General features: G+C 38.3%; 19 protein-coding genes and 1 pseudogene. 17 read left to right on the top strand and 3 right to left on the bottom strand.

Going from position 1 to position 21,670, the window contains the following annotated elements; all coding sequences use genetic code 11:
- Positions 1-108 precede the first annotated feature (108 nt).
- The 3 genes and pseudogenes from AC1DSK_RS09465 to AC1DSK_RS09455 form a co-directional block, all read left to right on the top strand.
- On the top strand, positions 109-669 hold the full coding sequence (locus AC1DSK_RS09465) for a DEAD/DEAH box helicase family protein (protein ID WP_477547845.1): 561 nt from the start codon (positions 109-111) through the stop codon (positions 667-669).
- Positions 670-697: 28 nt separating this feature from the next.
- Positions 698-1,258 (top strand): sugar O-acetyltransferase, encoded by a 561-nt coding sequence (locus tag AC1DSK_RS09460; protein WP_477547844.1) that lies wholly within the window; start codon positions 698-700, stop codon positions 1,256-1,258.
- A 12-nt stretch (positions 1,259-1,270) separates the two neighbouring features.
- Positions 1,271-1,540 (top strand): annotated as a pseudogene (locus tag AC1DSK_RS09455) (AraC family transcriptional regulator); the annotation flags it as partial.
- A gap of 302 nt (positions 1,541-1,842) precedes the next feature.
- Here the strand turns inward: AC1DSK_RS09455 and AC1DSK_RS09450 are convergent.
- Positions 1,843-2,166, bottom strand: a complete 324-nt coding sequence (locus AC1DSK_RS09450; RefSeq protein ID WP_477547843.1) for a hypothetical protein — start codon at positions 2,164-2,166, stop codon at positions 1,843-1,845.
- A gap of 389 nt (positions 2,167-2,555) precedes the next feature.
- Between AC1DSK_RS09450 and AC1DSK_RS09445 the strand changes: the two genes are divergently transcribed.
- The 5 genes from AC1DSK_RS09445 to AC1DSK_RS09425 all read left to right on the top strand — a co-directional run bounded on the left by AC1DSK_RS09445 (position 2,556) and on the right by AC1DSK_RS09425 (position 7,138).
- Entirely contained in the window at positions 2,556-3,731 is a 1,176-nt protein-coding gene (locus AC1DSK_RS09445) for an ABC transporter substrate-binding protein (RefSeq protein WP_016428856.1), read from the top strand.
- Between the two features lie 89 nt (positions 3,732-3,820).
- On the top strand, positions 3,821-4,696 hold the full coding sequence (locus AC1DSK_RS09440; RefSeq protein WP_477547842.1) for a branched-chain amino acid ABC transporter permease: 876 nt from the start codon (positions 3,821-3,823) through the stop codon (positions 4,694-4,696).
- Positions 4,697-4,708: 12 nt separating this feature from the next.
- Positions 4,709-5,659 carry a branched-chain amino acid ABC transporter permease gene (locus AC1DSK_RS09435; protein ID WP_342542557.1) on the top strand — a complete coding sequence of 317 codons (951 nt, stop codon included), beginning with the start codon at positions 4,709-4,711 and terminating at the stop codon, positions 5,657-5,659.
- Positions 5,649-6,428, top strand: coding sequence for an ABC transporter ATP-binding protein (locus AC1DSK_RS09430; protein WP_016428853.1), 780 nt, complete (start codon positions 5,649-5,651; stop codon positions 6,426-6,428). Before AC1DSK_RS09435 ends, AC1DSK_RS09430 begins: the two co-directional genes overlap by 11 nt.
- A complete protein-coding gene (locus tag AC1DSK_RS09425) occupies positions 6,425-7,138 on the top strand; it encodes an ABC transporter ATP-binding protein (protein ID WP_477547841.1) in 714 nt (237 codons plus the stop codon). Before AC1DSK_RS09430 ends, AC1DSK_RS09425 begins: the two co-directional genes overlap by 4 nt.
- Positions 7,139-7,255: 117 nt before the next feature.
- Here AC1DSK_RS09425 and AC1DSK_RS09420 read toward each other — a convergent pair whose 3' ends face one another.
- Positions 7,256-8,413, bottom strand: coding sequence for a polysaccharide deacetylase family protein (locus AC1DSK_RS09420; protein WP_477598200.1), 1,158 nt, complete (start codon positions 8,411-8,413; stop codon positions 7,256-7,258).
- A 188-nt stretch (positions 8,414-8,601) separates the two neighbouring features.
- Between AC1DSK_RS09420 and AC1DSK_RS09415 the strand changes: the two genes are divergently transcribed.
- Entirely contained in the window at positions 8,602-9,360 is a 759-nt protein-coding gene (locus AC1DSK_RS09415; RefSeq protein ID WP_477547839.1) for a hypothetical protein, read from the top strand.
- A 267-nt stretch (positions 9,361-9,627) separates the two neighbouring features.
- Positions 9,628-10,926: an NCS2 family permease gene (locus AC1DSK_RS09410; protein ID WP_477547838.1), complete on the top strand. Its 1,299-nt coding sequence runs from the start codon at positions 9,628-9,630 to the stop codon at positions 10,924-10,926.
- A gap of 299 nt (positions 10,927-11,225) precedes the next feature.
- On the opposite strand, the gene AC1DSK_RS09405 is transcribed toward AC1DSK_RS09410, so the two are convergent.
- The gene (locus AC1DSK_RS09405; RefSeq protein ID WP_477547836.1) at positions 11,226-13,634 is read right to left on the bottom strand and encodes an immune inhibitor A domain-containing protein; all 2,409 of its coding nucleotides are present in this window, start codon (positions 13,632-13,634) and stop codon (positions 11,226-11,228) included.
- Positions 13,635-14,036: 402 nt separating this feature from the next.
- On the opposite strand from AC1DSK_RS09405, the gene AC1DSK_RS09400 reads away from it, so the two are divergent.
- From AC1DSK_RS09400 to AC1DSK_RS09370, 7 genes are all read left to right on the top strand, one after another.
- On the top strand, positions 14,037-14,942 hold the full coding sequence (locus tag AC1DSK_RS09400; protein WP_477547835.1) for a TIGR01777 family oxidoreductase: 906 nt from the start codon (positions 14,037-14,039) through the stop codon (positions 14,940-14,942).
- A gap of 143 nt (positions 14,943-15,085) precedes the next feature.
- Positions 15,086-15,679 carry an SET domain-containing protein gene (locus AC1DSK_RS09395; protein ID WP_477547834.1) on the top strand — a complete coding sequence of 198 codons (594 nt, stop codon included), beginning with the start codon at positions 15,086-15,088 and terminating at the stop codon, positions 15,677-15,679.
- Between the two features lie 359 nt (positions 15,680-16,038).
- Positions 16,039-17,646, top strand: a complete 1,608-nt coding sequence (locus tag AC1DSK_RS09390; protein WP_477547833.1) for a spore germination protein — start codon at positions 16,039-16,041, stop codon at positions 17,644-17,646.
- Positions 17,647-17,661: 15 nt separating this feature from the next.
- A complete protein-coding gene (locus AC1DSK_RS09385; protein WP_477547832.1) occupies positions 17,662-18,852 on the top strand; it encodes a Ger(x)C family spore germination protein in 1,191 nt (396 codons plus the stop codon).
- 6 nt (positions 18,853-18,858) lie between these two features.
- Positions 18,859-19,092: a hypothetical protein gene (locus tag AC1DSK_RS09380; RefSeq protein WP_477547831.1), complete on the top strand. Its 234-nt coding sequence runs from the start codon at positions 18,859-18,861 to the stop codon at positions 19,090-19,092.
- A 33-nt stretch (positions 19,093-19,125) separates the two neighbouring features.
- The gene (locus AC1DSK_RS09375) at positions 19,126-20,241 is read left to right on the top strand and encodes a GerAB/ArcD/ProY family transporter (RefSeq protein WP_477547830.1); all 1,116 of its coding nucleotides are present in this window, start codon (positions 19,126-19,128) and stop codon (positions 20,239-20,241) included.
- Between the two features lie 92 nt (positions 20,242-20,333).
- Complete coding sequence (locus AC1DSK_RS09370) at positions 20,334-21,440, top strand: GerAB/ArcD/ProY family transporter (RefSeq protein ID WP_477598198.1); 1,107 nt, start codon at positions 20,334-20,336, stop codon at positions 21,438-21,440.
- Positions 21,441-21,670: the final 230 nt, after the last annotated feature.

Genomic DNA, 21,670 nt, shown 5'->3' with positions numbered 1-21,670 from the left:
AAAGCTGGGTATTATTTGGAAAGCTGAGTCTGGGTGTCAGGCACCATACTTGTTGGCTTTGTAGCGAAATTCTGTTATCAAAGTAAAAACAGGAAAGGAAAGAAAAATATGAAATTTGTCATCATCGTGGGACCCCAGGCTGTCGGGAAGATGACAGTCGGGCATGAACTGGAAAAGATAACGGACTTAAAGCTGTTTCATAATCATTTGACCATCGAGCTCGTCCATCCATTTTTTGATTACGGCACCGAAGCGGGAAATCGGTTGGTTAAATCATTCCGTCAGCAAATGTTCGAGGAGTTTGCGGTAAGTGAGATGTACGGTGTGATTTTTACGTTTGTGTGGCGCTTCGACGTGCAAGTCGACTGGGATTATGTCGAGAAAATAAGTCGAATTTTCGAATCCAAAGGAGCGGCAGTCTATATCGTTGAGTTGCAGGCTGACATGGATGAAAGACTTGAACGAAATAAATCCCCTCATCGCCTTGAACACAAACCAACCAAACGAGACATATCATGGTCAGAGGCACATCTGAAAAGCGTAGCTAATAAATTTAGGCTTAACTCAATCGATGGGGAAATTAAGAAGGAAAACTACATAAAAGTTAACAATACACATTTGACTGCAGCTGAAACTGCGGAGTTAATTAGAAAAAGATTCGATTTATAAAAGTTGCGATAGAAAAGAGGAACACCATTTGGCTACTGAAAAAGAGAAAATGCTTGCTGGTGATATGTACAATCCCGCAGATCCGGAACTGACAATCGAACGGGGGACAGCCCGACTTAAAACTAGATTATTTAACAATACACTTGAATATGAGACGGACAAGAGAGTGGAGATGCTGAAGAATTTGTTAGGCTCAACGGGTAAAAGCTTATACGTTGAACCCACATTCCGATGCGATTACGGATACAACATCCACGTAGGAGAGAACTTTTTCGCTAACTTCGATTGCGTCATTCTCGATGCGTGTGAAGTACGTATAGGAGACAATTGCTTTATGGCACCTGGTGTCCATTTGTATACGGCTACCCACCCGATTCATCCGGCAGAACGGAACACGATGCACGAATACGGAAAATCTATTACAATCGGTGACAACGTTTGGATCGGTGGGCGTGCAATCATCAATCCCGGAATAACGATTGGTGATAATGTTGTCATTGCTTCCGGGGCAGTCGTGACGAAAGATGTTCCAGAAAATGTGATTGTAGGTGGAAACCCAGCAAGAGTGATAAAGAAAATAGAATTTTAGTTTTTTGGTAATAAAATCAAATTTCAATTAAGGGAAACGGAAATGGAGTCCAGAATTGAAAATCTTGATTTTGAAATGAGAATTGTGGGAAAGAGTAAGTCAGTAAAAACAAGCAGGGCTTTTAAAATTATTCCTATGCTATGGGGCAGTGCAAAAAAAGATGGATTAAGGCAGGAACTAATTGATATGTCATGGGAAAATCCAAAATGCACACTCGAAAGCCTTTTAGGGATTTGTGGAAAAGAAGCTGCCATAACAGACGAAGATTTTACATACTTACTGCATGCATTGGTCAAATATTAATAAAAACACAAAAAAGGACTGCAATTGAGTCCTTTTTAATTTGCTTAATTATCAATATCGATGTTCAACAGAGCCTAAGACTAAAGGAGACCATACAAGGATTATTTCACATCACCTAACCGAATAAAACTTTTTGTATCGGGCGTTTGTTTTTCTATCTTTGGTTTCATAGATACTGTTTCAAGTATATTTATTCGAGGGGCAGTCAGTATGGATGCCCAGCACAAATTTTAATGATATGACTGCAAAACTTCTCATAAAAACCCCCTTTAAGTTCCTTATTAATCAATGAAATAATCTTTATAAAAATAAAGTGTAAGTAATAGAGCCAGAGAAAAATACACAATTGATCCGAGGAAGACAAATGATTGACTGGTCACTTTTTTTGTCGTGGCTATTCGAATTCCGGTTTCTCCTTGAATATGCATATCCATCTGACGACTTAAGGCCCCGCCCTTGTTTGTAAAAATGTATGCCAAGAATATAGCTGCTAATCCGAAGGGAATGGCGATATCAACAAAATTAGAGTCAAATATAAAAGCAGTAATTCCATGCAAACTCCCAATAATTAAAATAGTTACGCTTAAAGTGATAAACTTTTTCAAAACCTCACTCCTAATCATTTTGAAGTATCAGAATAACTATCGTGGTAATAACATTTTTTACCTATTATTCCATCTATACGTTTTGATTTAGCTTTAGGTTTCGGATAAACATAAATGAGAAGGAATAAAAACAGAGTATTCTAACTTTTTATTCTTGATTAATAATATTAATAAAAGCCGCACTTATACAATAAATAATTATAAAAATCATTATATTATGTTAATTAATATTCCGAAATATCTAAATTAACAAAAAATAACATAGACTAAACGGATATCTTGTTTTACAATCAAATTGCTTACTATAAAATAATGATAATATCTGACTACTAAACTCCATAAACATATTGCGATTTAAGTTTTCAGAATTATCAAAAAGGGGATTGCGTATGATAAAGAGAAAGTTTACGAAATTGGCTGTGGTTTCTACATTACTAGCTGGTATTTTAACTGGTTGCGGAGCAGAAGGTGGGGGTTCAGCTAACGGAGACACCATTAAAATTGGTGCGAACTTAGAGCTTTCTGGCGGTGTTGCTTCTTTTGGTTCTTCAATCTCAAAAGGAATCGACCTTGCTGTTGAAGAAATTAACAAAGCTGGTGGAGTCGACGGTAAAGAAATTGAAATTATTAAAGTGGATAATAAATCCGAAGGTTCAGAAGCAACAAGTGGGGCCATTAGATTAACAAGCAAGGACAAAGTTACTGCAATTATTGGCGCAGCTACAAGCGGTAATACAGTTGCACAAGCACAAATTGCGAATAAAAATAAAACAATTCTACTGACACCTTCTGGTACAAGTCCAAACGTAACTGTTAATGAAGATGGTAGTGTAAATGAGTTTGCTTTCCGAACTTCGTTCATCGACCCATTCCAAGGAACAGTGGCAGCTAACTTTGCAGCAAATGAGTTGAAAATTAAAAACGTAGCTATCTTTTCTGATAGTTCAAGTGACTACGCAAAAGGTCTTGCAAAATCTTTCAAAGAAACGTTTGGAGAAGCTGGTGGAAAAATTGTAGCTGAAGAAGCGTACGTTGCGAAAGATACAGATTTCCGCTCGACATTAACGCGTATTAAATCAGCAAAACCAGACTTCATTTTTATTCCTGGTTATTATGAAGAAGTTGGTTTGATTGTAAAACAAGCTCGAGAAATGGGCATTGATGTTCCTCTAATGGGTGCTGATGGTTGGGATTCTCCGAAGTTAGTTGAATTAGCAGGTGCAGAAGCACTTAATAATACATTTATTACAAATCACTATTCTTCTGAAGATCCAGATGAGAAAATTCAAAAATTCGTTAAGAGCTTCTCTGATAAATATGACGGCGCATCACCTGACGCATTTAACGCACTTGGTTATGATTCTGTCTATTTGTTAGCAGACGCAATTGAACGTGCAGGAGATTTAGATACAACTAAGATTAAAGATGAACTAGCAGCAACGAAAGATTTATCTTTAGTTACTGGAAATGTAACAATTGATGAGCAACATAATCCAATCAAGTCTGCAACAATTTTGGAATACAAAGATGGCAAACAAGTCTTTAATACAAAAGTAAATCCTTAATGATTTAACTTGAGATGGGAGGATGGAACAACCATCCTCTCATCTTGTTTTTATTAAGATGTTGAGATTTTATAAGGGAGTGAGAATACATGGAATGGATTCAACAGATTATTAACGGAATATCACTCGGCAGCATCTATGCGTTAATCGCACTCGGCTACACGATGGTTTATGGAATTATTAAATTAATCAACTTCGCCCACGGGGACGTATTCATGGTAGGTTCTTTTATTGGGTTTTATTCAATTACCGCGTTTGGATTTGGATTTTTCCCAGCATTATTATTGTCAATGGTTGCATGTGCAGCATTTGGTGTCCTCATTGAAAGAATTGCCTATAAGCGACTTCGAAATGCAACTCGCATAGCCGCCTTAATTACCGCAATTGGGGTTTCACTTCTTATTGAATACGGTGTCATATATGTTAGAGGGGCTCAACCGGAAGCATATCCAGATGTAGTGCCTAATATTTCTTTTGATTTATTCGGGGCTCAAATTAGCAGTCAGTCTATTTTAATCCTTTCTGTATCAGTGATACTTATGATTATTTTGCAATTAATCGTACATAAAACAAAAATTGGTAAAGCAATGCGGGCCGTTTCACATGATGTAGACGCAGCAAAATTGATGGGTATAAATGTTGATAATACGATTTCAGCTACCTTTGCGATTGGTTCAGCTTTAGCTGGAGCCGCTGGTGTTATTTTTGGCGTGTATTATACAAAGATCGAACCATTAATGGGAGTTATTCCAGGGTTGAAGGCTTTTGTTGCTGCCGTTCTAGGTGGTATTGGTATTATTCCAGGAGCAATGGTCGGAGGTCTTGTCCTTGGAGTTGTTGAAACGGTGGTAAGTGGCTTAGGGTTCTCACTATGGAGAGATGCGGCAGCTTTCATCATTCTAATTTTAATTCTAATTTTCAGACCGAATGGCATCTTTGGGAAAAATACACGAGAGAAAGTGTAGGTGAAGGCACATATGAAAAAGATAAAGGGATTCTGGTTATTTATCATTTTATCGGTAGTGATTTATGGAGTTATCCAATTTCTCATCACCGGTGGAGTTTTGGATCTGTTTTATTCAAACACACTCATCTTTATTATCATCAATATAATATTAGCCGTAAGCTTACATTTAGTAATTGGGGTTACGGGACAATTTTCAATTGGTCATGCGGGATTCATGGCAATTGGGGCATACATATCAGCTATTGTAACAATGAAACTTCAGCTACCTTTTGCTCTTGCAATCGTCATGGCTGGTTTGGTTGCTGCGTTAGCCGGAATGCTCGTTGGAATTCCTTCTTTACGATTAAAAGGTGATTACTTGGCAATTGCCACATTAGGATTTGGAGAAATTATTCGGATTGTCTTTCTTAACATTGACTATGTCGGTGGGGCAGCAGGTATGCAAGTTGATCAATTAACTACATGGACAACTTCTTTTGTCTGTTTAGTAATTACGATTATTGTGATTGTGAACTTTACTAATTCCAGACATGGACGCGCATGTATCTCTATACGAGAAAACGAGATTGCTGCAGATGCTATGGGTATAAATACAACTTATTACAAAGTGACAGCCTTTGTTATAGGGTCGTTTTTTGCAGGGGTTGCAGGTGCTTTATATGCTCATAATTTTTATATTATTCAACCTACAAACTTCACGTTTTTAAAATCATTTGATATTTTAATATACGTTGTGTTAGGTGGATTAGGAAGTTTATCTGGAGCAGTTATTGCAGCGGTGCTGTTAACGATTGTATCGACTTTTCTTCAAAGTTATCCCGAAACACGTATGATTATCTATAGTCTTATTTTAATCATTGTCATGTTATATCGACCTAAAGGATTAATGGGAACGCGCGAAATCACCGATTATTTCAAATCATGGAAAAGTTCGAAAGGAGACAACCAATATGGTAAGTAAACCTTTACTTCAAGTACAAAATGTTGGCATTCATTTTGGTGGACTTAAGGCTGTCTCTGATTTTAACTTAGAAATCCATCAGGGAGAGTTAATTGGTCTTATAGGACCTAATGGTGCTGGAAAGACAACTAGCTTTAACTTATTGACTGGCGTGTATGTACCAACAGAAGGTGAGATTGTATTCAACGGAAAACGTTTGAATGGACTGGCGCCATATCAAGTAACCCGTGGGGGAATTAGTCGTACCTTTCAAAATATCCGACTTTTTAATGAATTATCTGTTTTAGATAATGTGAAAGTTGCTTATCATTCATTAGCGAAGCATTCAATGTTTAGCTCGATTTTGCGTTTGCCTTCTCACTTTTCTGGTGAAAAAGAAATGGAAGAGAAATCTTTAGAGTTTCTCAAGCTTTTCGAATTGGACCAATACAAAGATGAGATTGCCAAGAATCTTCCTTATGGTAAGCAAAGAAGATTGGAAATTGCCCGTGCTTTAGCAGCGGGACCTCAATTATTATTATTAGACGAACCGGCAGCGGGGATGAATCATAAAGAAACACACGATTTAATGTCATTAATCGCATTTGTTCGAGAAAAGTTCAATTTAACGATTTTATTAATTGAGCATGATATGAACTTGGTTATGGGTATCTGTGAAAGAATTTATGTGTTAGACCATGGGGTATTGATAGCTGATGGCACACCTGAATACATCCGTAACCATCCTAAAGTGATTGAGGCCTATTTAGGAGAGGAGGTTCCGAAATGACTTTACTTAAAGTAGATCAATTGGATGTTTACTATGGAAATATACAAGCACTAAAAGGAATTTCACTGGAAGTCAACGAAGGTGAAATTGTAACGTTAATCGGAGCAAATGGAGCGGGAAAAAGTACTCTACTAAAAACGGTTTCAGGATTACTTAAGCCCAAATCAGGACTCATTAATTACATGAATTCTTCAATCGCAGGTAAACCAGCTCAAGGCATTGTGAAAGCCGGAATTTCTCATGTTCCAGAAGGAAGACGTGTTTTTTCGAATATGACCGTTCTGGAAAATCTAGAGTTAGGGGCTTATTTACGAATAGATGCAAAAGAAATAAGCAAAGATTTTGATAAGGTGTATGAACTTTTCCCTCGATTATTTGAGCGAAGAAAACAGATGTCGGGCACACTTTCGGGTGGGGAGCAACAAATGTTAGCGATGGGAAGAGCCATAATGGCAAAACCAAAACTTCTTTTGCTTGATGAACCATCCATGGGCCTAGCACCGCTTATGGTAAAGACTATTTTTCAAATTATTGAAGAAATCAATCGTGAAGGTACGACGATATTATTAGTTGAACAAAATGCCAACGTTGCCTTATCCATTGCAAACCGGGGTTACGTAATTGAAACTGGACGCGTGGTCGTTTCAGGGCCAGCTGCAGAGTTACAAGCAAGTGAGCAAATCAAATTAGCATACCTAGGCGGTATATAAGCAATTTTGAAGGGAGTAGATTAAACGCTACTCCCTTTTTTATATGGATTGAATTAAAACGATGTTTGATAAAAAAATTAAGAAAAGTCTTCAATGGGCTTTTAAAAATTAGTTCCTCTAAAGCTCATTATCATGCCAAAAATTTTGTAGAACGTGCAACTCCGACTTATATGGCTGAATTGAATACCCTTGTTCGATTAGCCATGCAATGATTCCAGGTAACGCTTTTGTGGTCTGTACACGATCATGGAGTAATATCACAATGTGTTGATCCTTGGCCCGAATGGCTTCCTCCACACCTCTTTTAACATTCGTGATAATTTGTTGGAAATTGGCTTCTGATATTTTCCAATCCAATGTATCGACATCCCAATCCCACATTTTGTAGCCTTCCTGTTTCAGCAAACTACGCATGGCAGACGTTACGTAGGGCTTACTTCCATAGGGGGGACGAACCAACGTAGGCTTGAACCCAGTCAGCGATTGGATCATTTCCGTTTCTTTCTTCATTTCACCGATGAATGCGGGTGCGGACGCATAAACGTTCTTACGGTCATGCGTCATGCTGTGAAGAGCGAGGGTGTGACCTTCATTATAAGTTTGCTGAGTCAATGATTTGAAACTTGAAATCTGATTTCCAACGAAAAAGAACGTGCCCTTTACATTATAATTTCTCATGATTTTTAAATGCTCGGATGTATAGCGATTCGGTCCATCGTCAAAGGTCAAATAAACAATTGGCTTTCCAGGCTCAGCGGGTGGGTTTGGTTTCGGTGATGCATTTTCGTTACGTTTCTTCTTTATTTGTTGAATAAACTGCGGATGGCTCAGATGGGGGTAACGATCCGTATAAAGTCTTACTGTTAAGATGTCGGATAAGTAATCAACTTTGAAATCTGTGGATTCTCCTAACAAGCGAATTGGAATGTACAGAATATCGTCGATCATTTGGATTGCGTTGTCGGGAATAATCACTTGATTGACTGTCGTTTCAGTGGTTAGAAAATTATAAGAAATGGACGTATCATTTTTCGTGATTGTGATTTGTTCGTCTGACTTTTGAATGTCCGCATACAAATAACGTGACATTTTTTCGAATGGAACCAGTATCTGTGCGTTCACCAGGCGGACTTCTTCTTTTTTGAACGCCAATAAACGGTCATGCAATGCGATGTACCGATTTGAATCTTCTTTAGCAAGACTGGGAGTTGGCAAAGAAAATAAAGTGAATACAAGCACAACGAGGAACAACATCGGATATGTCAATTTCATCATTCATAACCCCTTTATCTATCAAACTTCTTAGTAAGTGTATGAAAGAAGGTCTTCAGATAGATTCGAAAAGGAGAAAAAATTTTCCGTTCGATTGCTTGAAAAATCGGCTTTAATTCCGAACTGAATGCCAATCTGGCATTTGTTGCATAAGATAGAAAAAGAATTGCAGGAAAGGGGTGTAAGTAGCGATGGGATTATTTATTAATTCAGATAAGCACCCGGATGTCTATAAAAATCAAGGGCAAATACAAGAGCCCAATCAATCATTTTTCAAACAGAATCACTTAACTGATTTGTTGGAAGAACAGCAAAAAACAAGTGAAAAATTGCATCAGTCATTTAGTGAACTGAAAGATTTATTGGAAAATCAAGCTACAAAACAAACCATTCAGTGGAAGTTTTTCCAACATGGATTCAATGAACAAAAGAAAGTGAATTACCACCATGAAAAGGTTGAAAATCAAGTGTTGGATTGGTTGAAGAAACTAGATGGAAAAAGTGAAGCTTTACAAACAACATTGGAAAATGAAACGTTAGGCAACAAAGATTTAATGAATTACATGAACCAGCTAAGCCTTTCAAATCAAGAGGTAGCGAATCGGTTAGACAAAGTAGGGTTGAGAAATGAGAAACTGGAACAAAAGGTTGATGAGCAGCTGATTCTCCAAAAACAGATGGCGCATCAAATGAATGTCCAAGAAAATACTCATACGGAAGTAATGAGCCGGCTTGATAACCAGGAAGCACTGGCGGAAAAAATCTTAAGACAAGTTGATCATTTCCGATCCATCCTCTTCGAACGAACCAATTACTTAGCAGAAAAAATTGACACAGGGTATAACTACACCACTTCGTATATAACAAAACTGTTCACAGGGTCAGATCATCCATTGACACATTTTGTTATCAATCAAAAATCAAAAGACAACGAGAAAAAGAAGCCTTGAAGAAAAAAGCGTAAAGACGTGCCTGGCAAAGGGACGTCTTTTTGTATGTGCCAATACTATGAAATGATTGAAGTCGCGAATAGAAAGGCGAGTCACGAATAGTAGTCCTGCGACCACGAATAGAAAACAATAAACCGCGAATAGAGCCCCATCTACGACCACAAAAGATTGACAGATGACCTTTTTATGATTAGAATCCTTAGTGGCTTACCTGTTTATCAGGCAGAGCGGGTTGGGAGAGGGCTAATTTTATAGAAGGTTGAAAACATGTTTAATTGGTTTGACCGATTTTTCGGTCTTAAAACGAACGGAACGACGGTAAAGCGGGAAGTAATGGCAGGAATCATCGGATTTTTTACGGTGGTTTACATCATTGCGGTCAATGCACTTATCTTGTCTGAAGCGGGAATGCCGCTCGAAGCAGCGATTGTTGCAACGATTGCAGCTTCTGTGTTCGGATGTCTGATTATGGGCTTCTGGGGGAATGTGCCGATTTTGCTTGTACCGGGAATGGGAATCAATGCGTTGTTTTCCTATACGATGGTCCAATCAATGGGTCTTTCCTGGCAGGAAGCACTGGCAGTTGTTTTTGTGTCTGGCGTCATTTTTGTGTTCATTGCATTTACGCCTTTCTCGAAAATATTAAGTGCTGCTGTACCGCATTCACTCAAAGAAGCGATCACTGTTGGTCTTGGATTGTTCCTTATGCTAATTGGTCTGGAAAAAGGCGGCATCGTCGAAAAAGGCTCAAGTTCCATTTTGGCACTTGGGTCATTGGGTGAAGCACATGTGCTTGCGACTGTCTTGACGTTTTTAGTAGCAATCGTGTTGTTCATCCGCAACGTACCTGGGAATTTTCTCATCACGATTGTGTCCGGAACCATCATTGCGTATTTCTTCGGATTGATTGATGTCAATCAGACAGACAATGCCTCTTTAGGCTTGGCTGACGCATTTGGTGCATTCGGTGCACTATCATTTGAGAATTTCCTGTCCATGACATTCTGGATTGCAGTATTTTCGCTGACAATGGTCATTGTCTTTGAGAACATTGGGCTAGTCCATGGGCACGTTGGATTTATCAACCGTCCAGACAGATTTAGTCGTGCGTTTCAGGCAAACTCAGTGTCTGCGATGATGTCCGGTATTTTCGGTACGAGTCCGACTGTAGCTTCCGTTGAAAGTGCTGCCGGAATGGTAGCGGGTGGTCGAACAGGACTGACAACCGTGACTGCAGGATTGTTGTTTTTAGTGGCTGCGTTTTTCATTCCGGTTATCAAACTGATTCCGGATAGCGCCATTGCACCGATTCTAATCATTATCGGCAGTTTGATGCTGCAGAACATTCGTAATCTCGAGTTGAAAGACTTGAGCGAAAGTTTCCCTGCACTGTTCATCATTGCAATGATTCCGTTCACTTATAGCATTGCTGATGGCATTGCAATCGGCTTCATCATGTATCCAATCCTGAAAATTGCGATTGGTAAATGGCGAGAAGTCTCGCCGGCACTTTACGTTATTGCAGGATTGTTCCTGATGAATTTCGTTGTTCATGTCATAGGCTAATTCAAAAAATGCACCCGCATCTAAATAGCGGGTGCATTTTTCTATTTTTAAGCTCTTATCTCCTCAATATAGGCATCCAATGGATCGAATGGTCCTGCCAATCCGTGTTGAACGACTTCATGGGCATCCTGGAATACAGAAAGCCCCTCTTCAGTGGCAGAGACGGGAACCCTTCGCATGGCTAGGATGATTTTGCTGTTTTCATCTTCGTCAGTAACAATGATAATAACTGAATAAATACAAAGTTAACCATATAAATGAAAAAAGCCCAATAACAGTAACGTTATTGGGCTTGATAGTTATTTGTAAATGACGATTGAACCCACAGACTTATCGGCAGCTTGACCATTTACAGTGATTTTCAAACCAAAAGACTGCAAATCGCGACCTGCATGTGGCATAAATGAATTGTTATATGAATTTGCATCATCAAACAATCGAACACCTTGTTGGCTTGCATAATTCAACGTTTGAGTTGGATAAATCAAATTCAATCCAGATGTTTTATTCAATCCGAATGCTGCATCCGCTAAATGGTAGCGAGAACTTGCTTGAACCGGTGTACCATCTTTAATGTTCCATTTTAAATCGGTGTTCGTATGTGCATCAACAACCCCTAAGAAACCATCTCCAGGGTGAACCCCAGTCCAGTTATCTGTGTAACTGTCATCCACATACCACACGACTAAACCACCGTCATAGCTCATTAGTGAATTACCACGAGCAATGTTGCCTAAACCTGCATCCACACCTGCATGATTTCTCCACTCTAGTAAATAGTAATGATTCATTAATTTAGTACCGTTAAAACGTTCAAAACCATTCAAAGTGAACTTAGTTGGTTCTGTTTCGGCGCCATCTTCTACGATTGTTTGTCCATCAGCTACTACTTTCACATTATCCGCAAAGAAACCAAGTTCCGAAGTACCCCAGTCCGTTACAGAACGTAAACGAAGTTTAATGTTTTGGCCAGCATATTCACTCAAATCGAACGATTGTTCAGTCCAACCATTGGAATGACCTGTTAGTCCTGGCATTGAATTTAGGATTGTTGGATAACCTTCAGCCACAACATCACTTCTCGTGTTTGCATTACCAAGAGATTTCCATGTCGCACCGTTGTCCTTAGAAACTTGTACAAATGCAAAATCCCATTTTTCTTCAATTTCGTACCAAGCATCAAAAGTTAATGTAGCAGAAGTTTTTCCTGTCAAATCAACGTTTGTCACCATGTTTGAATCGCTTTCATCTTTTTGACCACCCCAGAATTCGAAGCTACCAGATTTAGGTGTGTTCACAGGTGTTTCTTTTTTCGGTATGTTGATGCGAACAACTTGGTTGTTTTTACCAAGTGGTGAATTTGCTTGATCTAATAAAAACTTTGTACCTTTCGAAGAAACATCTTTCCATTCTAATGTGGCTGGTTCAAACCATTCGCCACCTAAAGTTGCTTGGAAATATTGCTTAGCCCATGGAGAGAATCCAGTTGGTTCTGTTCCAGGAATTTTACCAGCCCAAGAACCTGCAGACATAATGGACCAATAAGCAACAGCTTCGCCTGTTCCAGAATAAGCTGTGTCATATTCATCCGGTAACCCTAAGTCATGTCCATACTCATGTGCGAATACACCAGTTGCCCCATCTTCCGGCATAACTGTGTAATCGTAGAAGCCAGGAAGACCTGTTCCACGTCCATCTGGATCCACAAATGATGCTGAACGATGTGACCAAACTGCGTTATCACCTAATGAACCACCACCTGCTTCTTGTCCCATCCCAGAGTGAATGATTTGTAAGTGATCGACTAAACCGTCTGGTTCCCATAAGTTACCATCTCCATCTAAATCATGTGAATCTTCTAAATCGTAATCTTGTAATGGGACACCTGCTGCTTTAGCCGCGTTATATACATCTTTTACTAATATTTTCGATCCACCTGGTGCAACATTATCATGACCGCCATTAGTTCTATCAGCACCATAAAATGCTGCAGTACCAGGAAGTTTTAACCAACCATATGCTTTTCCGTCAATCGTATACGTACCACCAGATTGTTCTTCATAATATTGTTTCTGTGAAACAAACGTTTCTCCATTCGGACCTTTCACGCCATTTTCACCGAAAATCATATCTTCGAAATGCTTCGTGTTGTAATCTTCGTAGTAGTTGTCTGTTTCATTTGGTTGGAGATTATTATGTTCAAAATCCGAGTATTCTACCATTAGTGTTAATAGTTTACCTTGTTTCACTACACCTGGTGATGCCCCTTCTTTTACTGGGACAATGTGTTTGTCAACTTGCCCAGTCTTTTTACCATTACCATTTTGAAGATTGGAGCCAAATTCTTTCACTTGTTTCTGTTTCTTCGCTTCGGCTTGTTTCACTTTTACCGCTAATGGGTCATCACTTACTTTGTTACTAGAGTCAGATTGTCCTTTAACAGTTAAATAATTATGCAATCCCTGTTGTTTCTGGGCTTCTGATGCATTAGCTGGTATTACACCACGTTTCGTTAATGCTTCGATTAATTTCTCGTCATTTACAATTGAGAGGTCAATAGATCCTGCAAAATGAGATTGGGCAGAATGTGATACTTTATGATGAAGAGGCGCTTCGGAAATTGGGCTTGCAAAGCCACCGGACATACCGGATAGCAATGTTCCTGCAAACACAACCGATGTAATACTAGATTTCCAAAACTTTTTCAATTCGTAACCCCCTTGAGATAGTTAATCTTTATTAGAATATTTGCAAAAGTGAGTTAAAACAATGAGTTAAAATGCTTGTTTCTTTCTAATAGATTCAGAGTCTTTTATACTAATTTTTTGAATATTATTATTCTTTCTGCTTAGATTTTCTCTTCTTTTTTACGAATTATCTTATAGCTCGAGGTTTTCCTCGTTCTTTTGCACTCTTTAAAATAAGTTTTGATCTTAATTAATGATTTGAAGTATGTAAACATTTTCGAGGTGTTTTTTTATTCGATTCATTCATCAACATTTCAGATGTATTTTTACCCCCTTTTTATTTTGATTGTAAGTGGAATTAAAGCATCCTTTTTACTCTCTCTTCGTCATGTAAAATAAACTGTCAGAAAACGGGTGAATGGTATGAAAAAGAAGGTGGTCTTAGCTGGAGGAACGGGTTTTATTGGACAATACTTGGAGGATAAATTCACTGATTTAGGATATGAAGTGGTGATTATTTCAAGACAGCCTCACCATATTGCGTGGTCCAATCAGACGGGTATTATTAGTGCTTTGAATGGTGCGGAAATGCTGATCAATCTTGCTGGTAAATCCGTTAACTGTCGTTACAATGGCAAGAATAAAGAAGAAATTATGAGTTCCCGTACGAAGACGACTCAAATACTTGGAAGTGCTCTGTTGGCTTGTGAAAGTCCTCCTCCATTGTGGATTAATTCCAGTACAGCAACGATTTATCGTCATGCAGAAGATCGTCCCATGACGGAAACAAATGGGGAAATTGGCAACGGTTTTTCGGTAGATATAGCCAAAGCGTGGGAGCAATCCCTATTCGATTATCAACTTCCACATACTAGACTAGTGGCTTTACGCATGGCAATTGTACTTGGTGCAGAGGGGGGTGTGATGAAGCCTTACTTCAACTTAGTACGCTTCGGGCTCGGTGGGGCACAAGGGTCAGGTAATCAAATGTTTAGTTGGATTCATATTGAAGATGTGTACCAGGTTGTTCTATTCCTTCAAGAAAGAACCGACTTGGAGGGTGTCTTTAATTTGTCTGCTCCACATCCCGTGACAAATCGTGAATTCATGGAACAACTGCGCAAAGCAATGAATCGAAAGCTTGGATTGCCTTCCCCAAAATGGATTCTCGAAATCGGTGCTATCTTTATACGAACTGAGACAGAACTCATTGTGAAAAGTCGTTGGGTGTTGCCGGAGAGGCTGGAGAAAGAAGGGTTTCATTTTACATTCGAAACAATTGAGAAGGCATTTCATCAAATCATCCTAAAACAACAATCCATTTCTTAAAACACAAAACCTCCAGAATCAACGATTTTTCTGGAGGTTTTGTGTTTTCGAATTAAGCTTTTTTAAGCATAGCTTTCAACAAATCATTCCCCAAGAGCATAAACTGGTTTTAATACCAACTTAGTAAAGGGGAATACTTAGATATGATACATCCGCATACGGAATTGCGTTATATAAATGATGAAATGGGTTTTGGGGTATTTGCGACTCAATTTATTCCGAAAGGAACGATTACGTGGGCACTGGACGACCTCGATCAAATACTGGAGCCCGACTATATTCATACGGTTGACAAGTACAGAAGCGAGTTATTGAAAAAATATGCATATCGAAACCAAGAAGGGAAGTACGTTTTATGTTGGGATTTAGGGAGATATGTGAACCACAGTTTTCATGCCAATTGCATGGGGACCGCTTATGAATTCGAGGTGGCTATCAGAGACATTTATCCAGGTGAACAGTTAACAGACGATTATGGAACTTTGAATATTGATGAACCTTTTGATTGTTTCCCTGAAGACGGGACGGAGCGGACGAGAGTCTACCCAGATGACCTTCTCCGTTACCACGAAGAATGGGATATAGTGGTCATTGACGCTTTGCAACATTTTAATAAAGTGGAACAACCGCTTCAACCACTCATTCGACCTGAATTCGTCGAGAAAGTAAGAATTGCAACAACAAAGCATTATCTGCCGGATTCAATTAAGTGCCTTTACTATAATCGTCACCAATAATAATGGTAGCGTCTAAAATTAAAAAGCTTTCTAACTATAAAACGATAAAACCTACTCAGGGGTTTTATCTTTTTTATTTTTCTCTAATGAATTCACAAAATACGAATCTCTTTTCTAATACATTTACAGTAGAAATTAGCTTTTCGAATTCTTTAGTTCTGAAAAAATGGTTAACCCCTTTTATTTCAAAAGTTGCACTTAATATGACCAATAATATTGTATGAAATAAAGAAAAGTTGAACATGCTTGTGAAGAAAGTTTATGTAGTAATCGGGTTGATTTTCTTGTAACTGACAAAGGGATTACCCAAAAAAGCAAAGTTAGCAAAAATAAAAACGAAACAGAAAATGAGGTAGTGTATGGGCTTTTTCGAAAAGAAAATTAATAATAAAATACAACCCAATTCTACTTCAACTAGTCAAAGGACGAATAAAAGTCCAACAAAATATATAAAACCAAATCTTCAAGAGAATATACAAATAATTAAAGATTCCCTTGGGGAAAGCTCTGATATTATCATTCGAGAAATTAATATTGGAAAAGATGGATCCATTAAAGCCGCTATCATATATACAGATGGGTTAACTGACACACCCTCATTACAAAACATCATTATGGAAACGCTCATGTTGGATACCAAAGGGACGGAATTGCAGGAAAAGATATCTCCTGAACAAAATCTTATTAGCGTATTAAAAGATTTTGCCATGAAAGTAGGGGATATAAAAGATTTAACCGATTTCGATGTGCTTTTTACTGGTCTTTTATCGGGAGATACGGTTATTTTAATCGATGGTTATAAGCAAGGTTTAATCATTTCCAACAGACATTGGGTTGATCGGGGAGTAACCGAAGCATCATCTCAGATGGTAGTCAGGGGACCACGCGAAAGTTTCTCCGAAAATTTGCGTGTAAATACAGCCTTAGTTCGCAGGAAAATTAAAGACCCAAATCTTTGGATGGAATCAAAAATTATTGGAATACGAACGAAAACGAACGTTGCCGTGATGTATATGAACGGCATTGCAAATGACAAAATAGTGAAAGAAGTCTGTTTGCGTTTGGATAAAATAAAAATTGATGCAATTCTTGAAAGTGGAAACATTGAGGAGTTGATTGAGGATGCACCTTTATCACCTTTTCCCACAGTTTTTAATACAGAACGTCCAGATATAGTCGCTGCGGCACTATTGGAAGGGCGCATAGCTATTTTAGTTGATGGAACACCCTTTGTACTGATTGTTCCAGCATTATTTGTTCAATTTTTTCAATCTTCCGAGGATTACTATCAACGTGCAGATATTGCGAGTCTTATTCGGCTTCTTCGTTTTTTTGCATTTGCAATTGCTTTATTGGCACCATCATTATTTATTGCAGTCACCACTTTTCATCAAACAATGCTACCACCTGCACTCCTTATTAGTTTGACAGCCCAACGGGAAGGTGTCCCATTTCCGGCATTTGTTGAAGCAATAATAATGGAAGTCACCTTTGAACTTTTGCGTGAAGCAGGTATAAGAATGCCCAGAAACATCGGTGCAGCCATGTCTATAGTAGGGGCATTTGTAATTGGAACAGCAGCCGTTGAAGCCGGCATAATTTCTGCTGCGATGGTAATCGTAGTTTCAATAACAGCCATTTCAAGTTTTGTTTCTCCTACTTATGACTTGGCTATCGCTGTTAGGATGCTCCGCTTTGTGTTCATGGCAATCGCAGCAGCGTTCGGTTTGTTTGGAATTACGATAGGTTTAATTGCTCTTATTCTGCATTTATGCAGTTTACGTTCTTTTGGCATACCATATATGTCTCCATTAGCTCCATTTAATATTTCGGATCAAAAGGACACGCTTATTCGTTTGCCTAAATGGAAATTGTTTACTCGACCTCGCCTAATCAATCAACAAAATATGACTCGTCAACAAGATTCCGCCTCTGCAAAACCACAACCAACAAAAAATGAGGAGTAGGAAAGGGAGTAAACGATGAAAAAGTGCATGTTTGTACTCTTGATTCTCAGCCTCTTTCTTACGGGGTGTTGGGACCGGAGGGAATTAAACGAGCTTGGCATTGCATTAGCATTAGGAATCGATAAAGTAGAAGATGAATACCAAGTAACTGCTCAAGTGGTTGTACCTTCTGAAATATCCGGTAAATCAAGTACTGGGCGTTCACCGGTAACCCTGTTTCAGGCGAGCGGGGAAACGGTATATGAAGCTCTTCGAAAAATAACAAAGAACTCGCCTCGAAAAATATATCCTGGACATCTTCGAATGCTTGTGATTGGTGAGGATTTAGCTGAAGAAGGTATAGGCGAATCCTTAGAGTTCCTGTCAAGAGATTGGGAACTTCGATCTGATTTTTATGTTGTTATTGCTAAGGATAAGACCGCGAAAGAGATACTAAATGTCACAACAACTCTTGAAGCCATACCCGCTAATAAAATGTTTAACACGCTTCAAGCGTCAGAAAAAGCCTGGTCCGCAACGCACAGCGTTATATTAGATGAGCTGATAACAGATCTAACAGATGAAGGAAAGGAAGCGGTATTAACGGGGATTCTAGTAACAGGGAACCAAGAAATAGGAACAAGCAAACAGAATGTAGAATCAATTACTCCTGAAGCGCGAATTGTATATGATGAATTAGCTGTGTTTAAAAAAGATAAACTGGTGGGCTGGTTAACTGAACGAGAAAGCAAAGGGTATAATGGCATCGTCAACAAAGTGCATAATACTGTAACTCCTATATCTTGTCCTGGAGGGGGGAAAGCCACTATAGAGATTATTCAATATAATTCTAAAATGAAAGGCAAAATAAACAAAGGAAAGCCCGAAGTGGATGTCAATATTAAAGTAAAAGGAAATATAGGGGAAGTAGAATGTCGAATTAATCTTAGTGAACAAAAATCAATTGTTGAGCTAGAGAAAATCACGGAAAAAAAAGTGGAAGAGATCGTTAATACGACCATTGAAAGTGTACAAAAACAATATGAATCAGACATATTTGGGTTTGGTGAAGCCATTCATCGATCCAATCCGAAAGAATGGAAAAAGATGAAAGCGCAGTGGAGGGATGAGGGATTTTCTGAGTTGTCAGCGAACGTTAAAGTTGACGTGAAACTTCAGCATACGGGTACAGTAATTAATTCCTACCTAGAAGATGTAAAGGATTAAATAATCATGTTGAAAAGTATAGGAATACTCTTGATTGCGGCTACCATTCTGTGGATTGAAGTTCCACCTCTATTGGAAAAAAAGTTAAAAAAAGAGTTACTTGTGTTTGCTATTCTTCTTGCCATTGCCGTAGGGTTAAGTATTACACTAGGATTTGGAAAATCTATTCCAACTCCACTAGATTTACTCACTTTTGTGTTTAAACCTCTTAATGATGTTATTGCTCTTTTGTTAAAGTGAAAGAACAGTATGGAGCGGAAGGTATGATATGTAATGATGCAAGACGTTAAAATAAATTCGTACCAATTTCTAGTTTTAGTTATTTTTTTTACGATTGGTACGAGTATCTTAACTGTACCATCAGTATTAGCAGCCGATGCGAAACAAGACGCTTGGATTGCCGCTATAATTGGTACGGGACTCGGGTCATTGGTCATATGGCTATTCATTACTATAGCTCTTTGGTTCCCTCACTTCACCTTTATCCAAATCAATGAAAAAGTATTTGGAAAATGGATAGGTAAAGCCTTTTCTGTTTTTTTTGTACTCACGACTTTTCTTTATGCTTCAGAACTTTTGTTTTATTGTGGGACATTCCTAAACATGCATGCGCTGCCAAGTACTCCAATGGTAGTCCTTAATATTCTTATGGCGGGGGTAGTGGTGATGGGAGTCCGTCTTGGATTGGAAACCATCGCTCGTTCTGCAGAAATCTTAATTGCCGTTTTCTTCATCCTTTATCTCATTTTAGTGGTGTTTATTTCACCTGAAATCAACTTTGAAAACATACAGCCTGTATTTGAGGTAGGTACAAAAAAGATCGTTCAATCATCCGTATTTTATTTCGTAATATCTTCAGTTAATGCCGTTACTTTATTAATGATTTTTCCTTCCTTTATTAACAAAATGAAACAAGGTAAAAAATCCTTTTTATTAGGAAACTTAATAGGTGGCATTATCATTATTATTATTACCTTTTTGACTGTTGCTGTATTAGGTTATGAGAATACTGCAAGACAGTCTTATCCTAGCTATGAATTGGCTAAAAGGATAAATGTTGGGAATTTTGTACAGCGTATTGAGGCGTTAATGGGCGCACTTTGGATTATTGCGCTCTACTTTAAGACGGTACTTTATTTTTACGCTACCGTTTTAGGTATGGCACAAATTCTAAATTTGAAAGATTATCGCCCTTTAACATTACCCTTAGGCATGCTTGCTGTTGTCCTTTCTCTCGTGATTTATCCTAACGTCGTCTACCAACAATATTGGGACAGTACAACGGGTAATACCTTATCATTGTCATACGGACTTTTTTTACCTCTTTTGCTGGTAGTTATATATGGGTTACGAAAAAAGAAATTAAAAAAAGAGGCCAGAAATCCTTAGGAAAAAATTTGCTAAAAGCCAAGTTGGCAATGTATTGCCAACTCAGTGACAGGTATCCGGGAGTCCTATTGGAGCGGAAGGTATGATATGAAATGATGAAGGATGTAAAAATAAATTCGTACCAATTTCTCGTTCTAGTCACCCTATTTACGATTGGTTCGAGCATCTTGCTTGTACCATCAGGCTTAGCTCAAAATGCGAAGCAAGACGCTTGGATTACCGCGATATTCGGGATGGGGATTGGGTTACTAGTCATTTGGCTATTTTGCACAATAGGGAAATGGTTTCCAAATCTCACTTTTATTGAAATCAATAATAAACTCTTTGGGAAATGGATAGGGACAATATTTTCTCTTTTATTTGTGTCGCTTTCTTTTCTTTATACCTCTACTCTTCTAGCTCATTCTGGAACTTTTCTAAATATCCATGCTCTGCCAAGTACTCCAATGGTAGCGCTAAATACACTTATGGGAATGATTATCATAATGGGTGTCCGTCTTGGATTAGAGACAATCGCTAGGTCGGCCGAAATCTTAATTGTTGTTTTCTTCTTCCTATTTCTCATTTTAGTGGTGTTTATTTCACCAGAAATCAAGTTTGAAAACATACAACCTGTATATGAGGCAGGAACAAAAAAAATCGTTCAATCATCCCTGAATTTAGTGGTGTACTCTTCTGTCAATGCTGTTATTTTGATAATGATTTTTCCTGCATTTATAAACAAAGCTAGACAAGGAAAAAAATCCTTTTTAATTGGAAACTTAATAGGTGGAATCGTCACCATCATCATTACATTTTTGTGTGTTGCGGTATTAGGTGCCGAGAATACTACAAGACAGTTATATCCTGGCTATGAATTGGCTAAAAGGATAAATATCGGGGATTTTGTACAGCGTATCGAGGTGTTAATGGCCGCCTTTTGGATTATTGCGCTCTACTTTAAGGCGACCCTTTATTTTTACGCTTCCGTTTTAGGGATTGCACAAATTTTAAATTTAAAAGATTATCGTCCCTTAACTATACCGTTAGGCATGATTGCCATTGCCCTTTCTCTTGTGGTTTATCCAAACGTTATCTACCAAAAAAATTGGGACAGTACAACGCTTGTTTCATATTCATTATCAATAGGATTATTTTTACCTCTTTTGTTAGTAGTTATATATGCGTTACGCAAAAACCAATTAAAAAAAGAATCCTGAACATCATTAATATCGTCTACTCAGTAACTGAAACCTGGGAACTCTTGAAGAGGAATTTTAGTATAATGCATTTGGGTGTGAGTAAAAAGTAAATGGAATAACTTGTGAATAATTTTATATATGGTCCACTAAACACCCATCTTCTGTTTTCGAAGATGGGTGTTTGCAATCGACTATGTTCGTGACCTTCCCCTCAAGGGTGTGAATCGTTATCATATCGAATTGGAAAA

This window comes from Paenisporosarcina sp. P4_B8 (genome assembly GCF_056402175.1).
The sequence above is the reverse complement of the archived record's forward strand: the minus strand, read 5'-3'. Positions and strand labels throughout refer to the sequence as shown.